General features: G+C 51.0%; 11 protein-coding genes and 1 rRNA gene. 4 read left to right on the top strand and 8 right to left on the bottom strand.

What is annotated here, in order from left to right:
- Both G497_RS0104750 and G497_RS0104740 read right to left on the bottom strand, forming a co-directional pair.
- Window positions 1-169 (bottom strand): 16S ribosomal RNA (locus tag G497_RS0104750); the annotation flags it as partial.
- A gap of 515 nt (window positions 170-684) precedes the next feature.
- Window positions 685-1,782 carry a response regulator gene (locus G497_RS0104740; RefSeq protein ID WP_027187289.1) on the bottom strand — a complete coding sequence of 366 codons (1,098 nt, stop codon included), beginning with the start codon at window positions 1,780-1,782 and terminating at the stop codon, window positions 685-687.
- Between the two features lie 396 nt (window positions 1,783-2,178).
- Here G497_RS0104740 and surE point away from each other — a divergent pair, with 396 nt between their 5' ends.
- From surE to gap, 3 genes are all read left to right on the top strand, one after another.
- The gene (gene surE / locus G497_RS0104735; RefSeq protein WP_027187288.1) at window positions 2,179-2,928 is read left to right on the top strand and encodes a 5'/3'-nucleotidase SurE; all 750 of its coding nucleotides are present in this window, start codon (window positions 2,179-2,181) and stop codon (window positions 2,926-2,928) included.
- Window positions 2,929-3,155: 227 nt separating this feature from the next.
- Window positions 3,156-4,079, top strand: coding sequence for a class II fructose-1,6-bisphosphate aldolase (fba, locus tag G497_RS0104730; protein ID WP_027187287.1), 924 nt, complete (start codon window positions 3,156-3,158; stop codon window positions 4,077-4,079).
- Window positions 4,080-4,096: 17 nt separating this feature from the next.
- Entirely contained in the window at window positions 4,097-5,098 is a 1,002-nt protein-coding gene (gap, locus tag G497_RS0104725) for a type I glyceraldehyde-3-phosphate dehydrogenase (protein WP_027187286.1), read from the top strand.
- A gap of 134 nt (window positions 5,099-5,232) precedes the next feature.
- Here gap and gdhA read toward each other — a convergent pair whose 3' ends face one another.
- Window positions 5,233-6,588 carry an NADP-specific glutamate dehydrogenase gene (gene gdhA / locus G497_RS0104715; protein ID WP_027187285.1) on the bottom strand — a complete coding sequence of 452 codons (1,356 nt, stop codon included), beginning with the start codon at window positions 6,586-6,588 and terminating at the stop codon, window positions 5,233-5,235.
- 187 nt (window positions 6,589-6,775) lie between these two features.
- Window positions 6,776-7,162, bottom strand: coding sequence for a 6-carboxytetrahydropterin synthase QueD (gene queD / locus G497_RS0104710; RefSeq protein WP_027187284.1), 387 nt, complete (start codon window positions 7,160-7,162; stop codon window positions 6,776-6,778).
- A 222-nt stretch (window positions 7,163-7,384) separates the two neighbouring features.
- On the opposite strand from queD, the gene purU reads away from it, so the two are divergent.
- On the top strand, window positions 7,385-8,236 hold the full coding sequence (gene purU / locus G497_RS0104705; protein ID WP_027187283.1) for a formyltetrahydrofolate deformylase: 852 nt from the start codon (window positions 7,385-7,387) through the stop codon (window positions 8,234-8,236).
- A 139-nt stretch (window positions 8,237-8,375) separates the two neighbouring features.
- Here purU and G497_RS0104700 read toward each other — a convergent pair whose 3' ends face one another.
- The 4 genes from G497_RS0104700 to dxs all read right to left on the bottom strand — a co-directional run bounded on the left by G497_RS0104700 (window position 8,376) and on the right by dxs (window position 13,041).
- Window positions 8,376-9,092: an OmpA/MotB family protein gene (locus G497_RS0104700; RefSeq protein ID WP_027187282.1), complete on the bottom strand. Its 717-nt coding sequence runs from the start codon at window positions 9,090-9,092 to the stop codon at window positions 8,376-8,378.
- A 139-nt stretch (window positions 9,093-9,231) separates the two neighbouring features.
- Window positions 9,232-9,954, bottom strand: coding sequence for an OmpA/MotB family protein (locus G497_RS0104695; RefSeq protein ID WP_027187281.1), 723 nt, complete (start codon window positions 9,952-9,954; stop codon window positions 9,232-9,234).
- Between the two features lie 167 nt (window positions 9,955-10,121).
- Window positions 10,122-10,967, bottom strand: coding sequence for a flagellar motor stator protein MotA (gene motA / locus G497_RS0104685; RefSeq protein ID WP_027187280.1), 846 nt, complete (start codon window positions 10,965-10,967; stop codon window positions 10,122-10,124).
- 88 nt (window positions 10,968-11,055) lie between these two features.
- Entirely contained in the window at window positions 11,056-13,041 is a 1,986-nt protein-coding gene (dxs, locus tag G497_RS0104680) for a 1-deoxy-D-xylulose-5-phosphate synthase (RefSeq protein WP_084515986.1), read from the bottom strand.
- Window positions 13,042-13,131: the final 90 nt, after the last annotated feature.

Genomic DNA, 13,131 nt, shown 5'->3' with positions numbered 1-13,131 from the left:
GGTATTGTCAGCCGTTTCCAGCTGGTATCCCGATCTCGTGGGTAGATTATCCACGCGTTACTCACCCGTGCGCCGCTAATCCAGGAGCAAGCTCCCTTCATCGCTCGACTTGCATGTGTTAGGCACGCCGCCAGCGTTCAATCTGAGCCAGAATCAAACTCTCCAGTTAATAAAAACTGTAGCGTCGATCTTGCCGATCAACAAACTAGCTGAATCTCTGTTGAACTCCCAATTACTCGGGAATTCGTTTTTCCTTCCATTCGCTCTTCACTTGTCAATGAACCCCACGGTCAACCGTGGTTCATGCCGCTCGTGTTCCTTGCGGCGAAGCGGGAATATGCACCCACTCGGCCTTGTTGTCAACATCTTTTTTTTTAATTTCTTAAAAAACTTTTTCGACAACCTGCTGGAATCACTCCCGGCACGCCACCCGTTTCCGTGCGGCGAAATGAGAAGATGTATTGAAAACTTCAAAATGTCAAGTGGAAGTTTTCAATACATCAAAAAAAATGGCAATATCAAAGCCTTCCCGGCTTGAAGCTTTGGGGCAGCTAATAGATTTTGCTAACGAAGTTTTGCCAGTGCAGTGGTCTGCCTGCCATTTACAGGGATTTTTTTGACCCTTGCTGTGCGATGGAGGCACCACATGGAGCTAAGAAACCGTCGGTCCGTTAACGCAAAAACTTAGTTATCCTCACGGAATTGTTCTGCAATAGCGATGAACTGGCTATTGATTTTGACAAAGGCATCCACAACTTCTGGCTGGAAATGGGTTCCTCTGCCTTCAAGAATAATGTTCATGGCAGTTTCGTGGGGGATAGCGTCTTTGTAAATACGTTTGGTAATAAGGGCGTCGTACACGTCTACCAGGGCCATAATGCGGGCAGAAAGAGGAATTTCTTCACCTTTAAGAGCACATGGGTAGCCGTTTCCGTCCCATTTTTCATGGTGACAGTAGGCAATATCGCGTGCAGCCACAAGGAAACTTTCCGGCACGTCCAAGCTTTTTTCGGCAGCAATAATAGCATCCCTGCCATAAATGGTGTGCCGTTTCATTTCTTCAAATTCTTCTGGGGTCAGCCTGCCAGGTTTAAGCAGAATCCTGTCAGGCACACCCACTTTGCCAATGTCGTGGAGTGGGGCAGACTTGTAGAGTGTTGCCACATATTTATTGGTAATTTCCCCTGCAAATTTCACGTCACGTTGTAGTTCCAACGCCAAGGCTCGCGCATAATGCTGCGTGCGGCGAATGTGGAAGCCCGTGTCGTTGTCTCGCGTTTCAGCAAGGGAAGCCATGGCGATAATAATGGCGTCTTGCAGGGCGGCCAGTTCCTTGGTGCGCTGTTCCACCTGTTCTTCCAGCACTTCATTCTGCTTTTCCAGGCTTTTGTGGGCTTCCTGCAGAGCAATGTGTGTGCGTACCCTGGCCATAAGGATGGGCGGGTTGATGGGTTTTGTTATGTAGTCAACGGCACCGAGTTCGAACCCTTTGGTTTCATCCCCTTCCTGCGTTTTTGCTGTAAGGAAGATTATGGGAATATGTTTGGTGCGCGGGTCGGCCTTAAGCTGCCTGCACACTTCGTAGCCATCCATCTCAGGCATCATAATGTCGAGCAGAATGAGGTCAAGGTCTGGGTTGGTTTCAGCAATTTTCAGGGCTTTTGGCCCATTGGTGGCTACTTTGTTTTTATATTGTTCGCCAAGAAGGGAGCAGAGCAGAGTGATGTTGTCTGGGGTATCATCAACCACAAGAATAGTTGGTTTTTCCGGCTTTTGATCCACAGGGGTGCACCTTGGTTTCGATATCTTTTAGAGAAGCTGAACACGTTGTTGTTGGCCGTTTTTGAACACAGTCTTTTATATATAGGCATTATCTTTGTTCTTGGCAATGCTTTTTGTGCTGTCTCCCGTATAGGCCGATAAATAAGCAAAGCTACACTTGGCCTTGCCTTGACGCAAGCCATACGGAAGGCTATTTTGACCCGCACTTCCCAAATTGTATCGCCTGCGTTTGGCATAGGGGGGGGGCTTTGTCCTGATCATTTTTTTCTGTGCATATTTGTACCGTGCAAGTGCCTTTTGATCTAGCTCACTGCGCGTTAAGGAAATGCTATGTAATCAGTTGGTCTTTACGAAACTGATGGTGTTACCATTCATAATGATTCTATAGGAGGAACAATGCGTATTGCCTTGACCAATGATGATGGCATTTATGCCGTAGGCTTGCGTGCCATATACAAAGCCTTGCGTGAAGCAGGGCACGAAGTGCACGTAATTGCCCCCATGACAGAACAGTCGGCCGTGGGGCACTCAATAACTGTTCTTTCCCCGCTGCGTGTAAAGTATATTCAAGAATCCGAATTCAGCGGTTATGGAATTTTTGGCACCCCCACGGACTGTGTAAAGCTTGGCATAAGCGAACTGCTGCCGCAACGGCCCGATATTGTTGTTTCTGGCATAAATGCCGGGGCAAACGTGGGCCCGGATATTTTATATTCCGGCACGGTGGCTGCCGCAACAGAAGCTGCGCACCTGGGGTTCCCGGCGGTAGCTGTTTCTTATGACTGTTTTACAGCCACGGATGTGCTTGCCCCAGCTCAGTATGCTGTTTCTGTTATTGAACGGTTGCCATACCACTTGCTACCCCCACGCCGAGTTATGAACCTGAACCTGCCCCACCGCCCTGTGGCAGAGTATTTGGGGTTGAAGTTGTGTGTGCAAACTTCGGCTGTGTGGCGCGACTGGTACCATAAGCGCGAAGACCCCCGCGGGCGTGAGTACTGGTGGCTGAATGGTGATATTCCTCCTGAAGATGTTGTGCCAGAAAGCGACAAGGGGTATTTGACACAAGGGTATGCAACCCTGACGCCGTTGAAATTCGATTTTACGGATGCAGACACTTTGGCTGCCTTGCAGGGGCATATGTAGCCTGGCTGTCTCTAGGCTCTATTTTTCTGCATCTATTTCATCATGTGAGGGGAGAAATACCTCTCCTTTGCCATTCACAAACGATGCATTTTAGGGTATGATACACAAAGAAATTAATCAGCATTTTTTCTTTTTGTGAACTCTCTACACGGCTGTGGTCTGCGCATACGGTTTTATGTGCTTGGCTTTGGTACGTGTATGCACCTTTGATCTTGCGTGGAGGCCATATGCCATTAGTGAACCCCCGTGAAATGTTTGAGCGCGCATACCGTGAAGGGTATGCAGTGGGCGCTTTTAACGTGAATAATATGGAAATTATTCAGGGTATTATGCAGGCTGGTGCTGCAGAGCGCGCTCCGCTTGTGCTGCAAGTTTCTGCGGGTGCCCGCAAGTATGCAGGCCAGGCCTACATTGTGAAGCTTATTGAAGCTGCACTTATAGAGACAGACCTGCCTGTGGTGTTGCACCTGGACCATGGTGCTGATTTTGCCATTTGCAAAAGCTGCATTGATGGTGGTTTTACCTCTGTTATGATTGACGGGTCGCACCTGCCCTATGAAGAAAACATTGCCCTGACAAAGCAGGTGGTGGAATACGCCACGCCCAAAGGGGTGTGGGTTGAAGCAGAACTTGGCCGCCTTGAAGGCGTTGAAGATGATGTGGTTTCGGAAAAAACGGTGTACACCGACCCTGATCAGGCCGTGGATTTTGTGAAACGCACAGGGTGCAATTCTTTGGCCGTGGCCATTGGTACCAGCCATGGGGCCTATAAATTCAAGGGTGATGCAAAGCTGGACTTTGAACGCCTTGAAACCATCACCAACAAGCTTCCAGGCTTCCCCCTTGTTTTGCACGGTTCTTCCAGTGTTCCGCAAGAGTTTGTGGATATGGCCAACGCCTACGGAGGCAAAGTGGGCGCGGCACGCGGTGTTCCCGAAGAACTTTTGCGTAAAGCTGCCAGCTATGGCGTGTGCAAAATTAACATAGACACAGACATCCGCTTGGCGGTTACGGCGACCATTCGCAAATATTTTGCGGAAAAGCCGGAAGATTTTGACCCCCGCGCTTATTTAAAGCCAGCGAGGGACGCGGTGAAAAATATGGTGCAGCATAAAATTAAAAATGTGCTTGGCTGTTCAGGCAAAGCCTAAATGTGAGTGGAGGAAACATGGCAGTGCGCATAGGGCTTAATGGTTTTGGAAGGATTGGCAGATGTTTGCTGCGCCTTGCAGCTTCAGGGGCCGGGCTTGATATTGCTGTGGTGAACGCCAGGGCGGACAACGCTTCTCTGGCGCACCTGTTCAAATATGATTCTGTGCATGGCACGTTTCCTGGCGTGGTAGAGCCCAACGAAGCAGGCTTTCTTGTGAATGGCAAACAGGTTTTGGTGACCCGTTGCGCCACAGGCGAATGGAAGTGGGGTGAGCTTGGCGTTGACCTTGTGGTTGAATCCACAGGGACGTTAAAAGACCGTGCCGGGCTTGCACGCCACCTGGATTGCGGAGCAAAGAAAGTGGTTATCAGTGCGCCGGGCCAGAGTGTGGACCTTACTGTGGTTATGGGTGTGAACCATACCAGTTACGATTCGGCAACCCATCATGTCCTTTCTAATGCTTCTTGCACCACAAACTGCCTTGCCCCTGTGGCCAAAATACTGCAAGAAACCTTTGGTATCAGCCGCGGGCTTATGACCACCATTCACTCCTATACCATGAGCCAGCGCCTTCTGGACGGTTCCCATAAAGACTTGCGCCGTGGCCGTGCGGCGGCTCTTTCCATGCTGCCCACCACCACAGGGGCTGCAAAAGCTATTGCCCTGGTTATTCCGGAACTTGCAGGCAAGCTGGACGGCATGGCCGTGCGTGTGCCTACCCCCAACGTTTCCATTGTGGACCTGACATGTGACTTTGACCGTGATGTAACGGTGCAGGAAGTGAATGCGGTCTTGAAAAAGGCTTCTGAAACCACCATGAAGGATTTTATGGGGTACACGGAAGTGCCACTTGTTTCATGTGACTATGTGGGTAGCACCTATGGCGGTGTGGTAGACGGCCTGTGTACGACTGTAATTGATAAGCGCATGGGCAAAGTAATTATTTGGTACGATAATGAAGCAGGTTTCACCAACCAGCTTGTGCGTTTGCTGCGTATGATTAGTGCTTCACTGTAAGTAAGACGTATTGATGCCTTACGCATAAAAAAACCGGGGAATTTCCCCGGTTTTTTTATGCGCATTATTTTGTATGCGGTTTGGCAGGTGCAAAAGCACAATACCTCCTGCAAACACGTTGTCGTTACAGTGTTCTAGTAAGCACCTAGGGCAATCATGTTATCAGCCACTTTACGGAATGCAGCAATGTTACCACCCATAACCAGGTTGTGGGTAGCGCCAAATTCTTTGGCCGTGGTGCTGGCATTGGTAAAGATGTTGTGCATGATATTTTTCAGTTTGCCGTCTACCTCATCAAATGTCCACTGCTGCATGCTGGCGTTTTGGGCCATTTCAAGCTGGCTGGTGGCAACACCGCCTGCGTTGGCGCATTTTGCAGGGCCATAACAAATGCCGGCAGCCAGGAATGCTTCCACGGCATCCGGGGTGCTGGGCATGTTTGCCCCTTCAGAAATGCACAAGCAGCCGTTTTTCAGTAGTTCTTTGGCGTCTTCCAGGTTCAGTTCGTTCTGGGTAGCGCTGGGGAAGGCCGCCTGGCAAGGTACAGACCACACAAGGTTGCGGCCCTTGGCGTATTTTTCCACAGGGGTGTATTCTGCTTCAGGGCACAATTCGGCATAGCGGGTAAGGCGTGCGCCTTCCACTTCTTTTACCTGCTGCAGCACTTCAAGGTTAATGCCTTGCTTGTGGTAAATCATGCCGGTGGAATCGGAAACGGTGACTGCTTTGGCGCCCAGTTGATGTAGCTTTTCCACAGTATAAATGGCTACGTTGCCGGAACCGGAAACTGCACACGTTTTTCCCAGCAGGGAAGTGCCGCGTTCTGTCATCATATCTTCAGCAAAGTACACGGAACCGTAGCCTGTGGCTTCCTTACGGGCCAGTGAACCACCCCAGGTAACGCCCTTCCCGGTAAGCACGCCACAGTGTGAAGCGGTGAGGCGCTTATACTGGCCATACATAAAGCCCAGTTCACGTGCACCAACGCCAATGTCGCCAGCAGGAACGTCGATGGTGGGTCCAAGGTATTTATGCATTTCTGTCATAAATGCTTGGCAAAAGCGCATAATTTCGTTGTTGGATTTGCCTTTGGGGTTGAAGTTGGAACCACCCTTGCCGCCACCTATGGCCAGGCCCGTCAGGGAGTTTTTGAAAATTTGTTCAAATCCCAGGAACTTGATGATGCCGCTGTAAACGCTGGGGTGAAAGCGGAAACCACCTTTGTATGGCCCAATGGCAGAGTTGTACTGCACACGGTAGCCACGGTTAACCTGCACTTTGCCTGCATCGTCTATCCAGGCAACACGAAAGGTCACTTGGCGCTCAGGCTCCACAAGGCGTTCCAGCACACTGTGCTGCTGGTACTTGGAGTCGCGCTTCAGCAAGGGTTCCAAAGAAAGCAGCACTTCTTCAGCGGCTTGGTAGAACTCTGGCTCGCCAGGGTTGTTCTTCTTTACGGATTCAATCACTTCTTGCAAATACGTAGACATTTGCTGCCTCCTCACAGGGATTGGGTAAATGTGGCAGGCAGGTGCACTGCCACAGAACAATGGACAAAAAAAGTATATTCCGCCGGGCACTGCCATGCAAGATAAAAATACCAGACTGTCTCATCCTGCTATGTAAAAAACAAAGGAAGCTTTGCAACGAGTGGTAAAAATGAACAGGGGCAGTGGGTTATCCTTCGTAATACGTGGCGCATTGTCCTGGTTTTTCCCCCACGGTTACGCTGTAAACACGTACGCCAAATGTAGCCACCGGGGCTTTAAGCTGCCGGAAAATATGGCAGGCCATGTTTTCGGAAGAAGGATTGATGCGGTCAAAGGGGGCGGTGGTGTTCAGGTCTTTATGGTCAAGGGTGGCCAGTGTTTCCTTCAGCATTTTTTTGATATGACTGAAATCCATAAGGAATTCTGTGTCTTGGGTAAGGCGGTCGCCTTCAATGACAACTTCAACGGTGAAGTTGTGGCCGTGGATATGTTCGCACTTGCCCTGGTAGTTGCGTAACGCATGCGCGGCACTGAATTCAGACGCCACAGCAAGACGCCAAAAAGGTCTGGACATGAAGCCTTCCTCAATATAATTTATAGAGTTTGAATCAATGCGGGCTGGCTGGCCCGCGGGGCAGCATTGGGGCTATTTTATCTGAAATTAGCGCCTCAGAGCGTGTCGTTTGCCTTTAAAGTCACCGGGTTGCCTTTTACTTATGTGAAAGGCTTGCCATAGAACAAAAAATAGCCCGACAGCATTGAGTTTGCAGTATGAAACGAAGGAGCATCAGTCCCTATGAATGAATACATTCTTACTATTTCTTGCCCTGATAAGGTGGGAATAGTTGCTGCTGTAAGTATATTTCTTTCTGAGCAGCGTTGCAATATTTTTGATAGTGCCCAGTTTGGTGACAGAGAAACCCAGCTTTTTTTTATGAGGGTCCACTTTTTTGCGGAGCCAGATGCCCCGGCTGCAAAAGTGATACGCCAGCGCTTTGACGCTGTTGCGAAAGCCTATGCTATGGAATGGGAAATGGCGGCTGCCCATGAACCTTCACGCCTGCTGATTCTGGTTTCCCAGCATGGGCATTGCCTGAATGACCTGCTTTACCGCTACCGTACAGGCAGCCTCAAGGCAGATATTGCCTGCATCGTGTCAAATCATCAGGATTTTCGGCCATTGGCAGAATGGCATGGCGTTCCCTTCCATTACCTGCCCGTTACCCGTGAAAACAAGCAGCAGCAGGAACATGCCCTGCGTGAAATTATTGCCAGCGAACAGATAGAGCTTGTTGTGCTTGCCAGATACATGCAAATTCTTTCCCCTGAATTGTGCACAGACCTGAAAGGGCGCTGCATTAATATTCACCATTCATTTCTTCCCAGTTTCATTGGGGCGCAACCCTATAAACAGGCCTACGCCCGCGGAGTAAAACTTATTGGTGCCACCGCCCACTATGTTACCCCGCACCTGGATGAAGGCCCCATTATTGAACAAGGGGTGGAACGGGTTGACCATGCCCACACCCCGGAAGCGCTTACAGCCATAGGGCGCGACATTGAAAGCATGGTGCTTTCCCGTGCCATTCAATACCATGTGGAACGCCGGGTTTTCCTGAATGGGAATAAGACGGTTATTTTGCGGTAACGCGCTGTCCATAGTATACACAAAGCCCCCGCCCCTGGTGAACAGAGGTGGGGGCTTTGTGTTTTGCGTAAACGTTTACAGCGAAGCTGTTAAGCATAAATTCTGTTGATATGGCTTTTGGGAAACTGAGCGTTTCCTCCTAGTAGCCAACAACGGTGGACATAGCATCCGGCCTGTGGAAGTGGAACTCCACGCGGCTGTTCATTTGCTTCGCGTTGGGGGCGTCTGAGGCAACAGCAGGGCGGGTGTCGCCATAGGCCACGCTGCGTAAAAACTTTGGGTCGACATTGTGGGCAATAAGATAGCGAATGGCTGCGTTGGCCCTTGCGGCGGAGAGGTTCCAAAGGGACGTATAGCCTCCAATGCCAGCTTCGGAAGTGTCTGCATGGCCGCGCACCACAAGGTAGGCCTGGAACATGGATAAGACCCCCACAATCTGGTCCATGACCTTTTTCCCTTCAGCGGTAAATTCCACGGTGCCTGGGGAAAACAGCAGGTCTGGGGCAAGGTGCAACAGCACGCCTACTGAGTCGGAGGTAAGGCCACTGGCCCCCGAAGGGAAAGAATCTTGCAGCATGAACTGATTGAGTTTTTTCATCATTTCAATGTTCGTGCGTTCAGCTTCGTTAATTTTAACGTCTTCTTTTACCACTTTGCCCGCGTATTGAATAAGCGGGTTGTTGGAAACCCCCACTGCGCTAATTTGGTTGGTACTGAAAATGGCCTCTGCGCGGAATACGCCAGCAAGGCCTTGACGTGTTTCCTTATCGCTCATGGAAAGAATCCACATAAGCAGAAAAAACGCCATCATGGCTGTAACAAAGTCGGCATAAGCCACTTTCCATGCGCCGCCCATGAGGGTTCCTTTGGTCTGAGCCGGGTGGTGCCACCCGTGCGGTTAAGGGATACTGTGGAAACGCGGATTTATTCCGTTTTTAAAACACGTTCTTAGGGAAACGTAGAGTAAACGGTATGTTGGAAATGCTGAGTTTTCCCTAAAAATTGCTGATGGTGGACATCACTTCCGGTCTATGGAAGTTAAATTCAACCCTGCCATTGAGTTCTGCCGCATTGGCCACGGAAGGGGGCACCGCAGGCTGGGTACTGCCATAGGCAACGCTGCGCACCAGTTTTGGGTTAATGCCCTTTTGTATCAAATATTCCACAGCCGCATTGGCCCGTGCCGCGGAAAGTTCCCAGGCAGAAGGAAAGTTGGGGGCACCTGTTTCCGAAACATCCGTATGCCCGCGCACCACTAGGTAGGTCTGGAAACGCTTCATAATGTCGTACACCCTGTCCAGCATGGTCATGGCTGCGGGGGTAAGGTTTGTTGTGCCGGGCTGGAAAAAAATGTCTGGTACGACTTGAAGCATAACGCCATTGCCGCTGGTATTGAGCCCTGTGGTCACACGGCCCATGCTATCTTCGGCTATTTCAGCTTTTACTGAACGCAAAATGGCCAGGGTGTTGCGCTGTACTTCCTGCCGTTCCATTTGTTCTGTGGTCAGCTTGCCAGGGGTAAGCATAAGCGGGTTCACGTTCACAAGCCCCACGGGGGAAACCACGTTGGTTGTGCCTGTGGCTCCTTCAGTGAAAAATTGAGCCAGCCCGGCTTTTTGTTCATCCGTACTCATGTTCAGAATCCACATGAGCAGAAAAAACGCCATCATGGCTGTTACAAAGTCGGCGTAAGCCACTTTCCATGCGCTGCCGCCCATAGGGATGCTCCGTTTACTTAGAGTGCCGCAAGGGCACGGGTGTTATGAATAGCCAAAAATAAGGCCGCGCCTTGAGCGCGGCGCAAGACCGGGGCTGTAAGGCATTGCGCCCGCTGTGGCGGCAACACTAAGGTGCCGTAAGCGGGCGCTGTACCTTGTAAAAAGCATCAACTACCTTTGAGCTTTTGTTCCATTTCAAGGAAGGTGGGGCGAAATTCAAGGGGAATTGCTCTGCGGCCATATTCCAGTGCAACAATGGGGGAAGAGCCGCGTACGGCAGCGCCCACCGCTTCACGGATGCTTTGGAAGAACATGTGGCGTTCATTGGCAATGTTTTCCAGCTTGGCACCAAAGGGGCCAATAATACCGTAACACAAAAGAACCCCAAGGAAGGTACCGGCAAGGGCGGCACCAATGTGGTGGCCCAGTTCCGCTGGCGGTGCATCCAGGTGTGCCATGGTAAGAATAACCCCAAGAACGGCGGCCACAATACCCATGGCTGGCATGGATTCTGCCATATGGGTAATGTTGTGGGCCGGGGTCATTTCTACATGGTGCATGGTGTTCATGTCCACACCCATAAGTTTGTCCAGTTCCCCGGCGTTCCCTGTGGTCAGGTAAATGCGCAGGGTGTCGCCAACAAAAAAACAGGCTGCTTTGTCTTTTGCCATAAGCGGGAAACGTTGGAAAAGGGCACTGGAGTCTGGCTGTTCAATATCTTTTTCAATGCTAATAATACCTTCCCGTTGCATTTTGGCAAACAGGCCATAAAGAAGGGCTAGCATTTCAAGGTATTGGGTTTTAGAAGGGCCATTTTTAAGGGAATGCCCCATGCCTTTGGCACACAGCTTAAGGGAAAAGGAAGTGTTCGACATGATAAACGCGCCAAAAGCCGAACCGAAAATAATAACAAGTTCGGCGGGCTGCCAAAGCATGCCCAATGGCCCATTAACCATGGAATAGCCGCCTATAATGGAGGCGACAACGACGATTAAGCCAATAAAGATGAACATGCAGCCAATACCTTTCGTGGTGTGTTGTTACGTGTGAATGCACACTGTAGCACAGCTTTTGCGCTTGGGGAAGCGTTTAGCATGTGCCTTATTCTGTTGCGTTGCACCCGGTTGGAATTTTTGCAGCAAGTTGGCGAATGCGCTGGGCAATGCCCTGGGCGTGTAGCCCGTGCAGTTCTCGCAGTTTCATGGCAGAGCCATGTTCCACAAATGCATCGGGCAAACCAATGCGATCCACCAGGGGGACGCAGGGGAGTGCTGCGTCGGCAAAAAATTCCAAAACTGCGGAAGAAAAGCCCCCGGCAAGGGAGTGCTCTTCTACTATAAGTACTTTATCGTGCGTTGCGGCAATTTTCTTTAGGTCATTTTCCGGCAAGGGTTTAATCCACCTGGCGTTAATAACTGAGCAGTAAATGCCTTCTTCATGCAGGCTCTGTGCTGCTTGCAAAGTTGGTGCCACGCAGTTGCCAAGGGCCAGCAGGGCAATGCCCCCGTTGTGTTCTTCAAGCCATTCGGCTTCCCCCAGGGGCAAGGGCTGTAACGGTTCTGGCTGGGTTCCTGTACCTGCCCCGCGTGGGTAGCGCAGGGCAAAAGGACCGTTGTGGGCAAGGGCTGTGGCAAGGGCATGGCGTAATTCCTGTTCGTTTTTGGGGGCCACCATAGCCATGTTTGGTATGTGCCGCAGAAAAGAAATATCAAATACACCGTGGTGGGTGGCACCGTCTTCCCCCACCAGCCCGGCCCTGTCTAGGCACAGGGTAACAGGCAGGTTTTGTACGCACACGTCATGCACAATTTGGTCGTAGGCACGTTGCATAAAGGTGGAATACACGCACACAAATGGCTTAAACCCTTGGGTGGCAAGGCCAGCAGCAAAGGTTAGGGCATGCTGTTCACATATACCCACATCAAAAAAACGGTCTGGAAACTGCTGGGCAAACTGGCTAAGGCCTGTGCCTGCGGGCATGGCAGCCGTAATGGCCACCACGCGGGGGTCTTGTTCTGCCAGGGCACAGAGCGTTTTTCCAAAAACTGCGGTATAACTTTCCGGCTGTGTTGGCCCTGTTTCCATGGTGCCTGTTTCCGGGTCAAAGCGGCCTACGCCGTGGAATGCTTCCGGGCTGGCCTCTGCCGGGGCAAAGCCTTTTCCTTTTTGGGTAAGCACATGCACCAGCACGGGTTTTTCCAGGGTTTTGGCAAGGCGCAAAACTTTTTGCAAGGCTTCAATATCGTGGCCATCCACCGCGCCAATATAGTTGAAGTTTAAGGCTTCAAACAAAATACCGGGGGTGAAGAAGTTTTTGAAACTGTGTTTGCTGCGCCGGGCTATTTCGTACAGGTCTTCGCCAATGCCGGGCATGCTTTTCAAAAAGCCTTCCACTTCTTTTTTTACCCGGCGTACCCACCGGGCAGAAAGGTTGCGGCTCATGAACAGGGAAAGTGCCCCCACGTTTTTGCTGATGGACATTTCATTGTCGTTCAAAATAACAATGAACGGACGGCCCCTGGCCCCAACCTGGTTCATACCTTCAAAGGCAAGGCCTGCCGTCAGGGCACCGTCGCCAATAACCGAAACTACGTGGTGCTTTTCCCCTTTCATGTCTCGCGCCACAGCCATGCCCAAACCAGAGGAAATGGAGGTGGAAGAATGGCCAACGCCAAAATGGTCATACGGGCTTTCTTCCCGGCGGGGAAACCCGCTTATACCCCCCAACTGGCGCAGGGTGTGAAACTGGTCTTTTCGTCCTGTGAGCAGCTTGTAGGCATAGGCCTGGTGGCCGACGTCCCAAATAATTTTGTCCTGCTCCGGGTTAAATTCGGCAAGCATGGCAAGGGTAAGTTCCACCACGCCCAGGGAAGGCCCCACATGCCCCCCGTTGCGCGAGGTGGTGGTAATAATTTCAGTACGAATTTCTTGCGCCAATTTGTGCAGCTCTGGTAAGGAAAGCGTGGCCACCTGCGCCGGGTGCGTCAGGTTTGGCAGCACCACTCCAGTGGCTAGGCAGCATTCCGGTGCCTCTGCGCCAATGTCTTTGGTGGTGGCAAGTAAGGGTGGGGTAAGAGCCTTTTGCATGGTGCTCACTGTGGTGCTTCCTGCTGGGCCGCATGAACGCGGCAATTATTCTACATGTTTTTTGGTGCTCTTGGGGAGCTTGGGGGAACG

This window comes from Desulfovibrio cuneatus DSM 11391, from assembly GCF_000430005.1.
GTDB lineage: Bacteria > Desulfobacterota > Desulfovibrionia > Desulfovibrionales > Desulfovibrionaceae > Frigididesulfovibrio > Frigididesulfovibrio cuneatus.
This window is presented reverse-complemented; position numbering and strand designations above follow the sequence as displayed.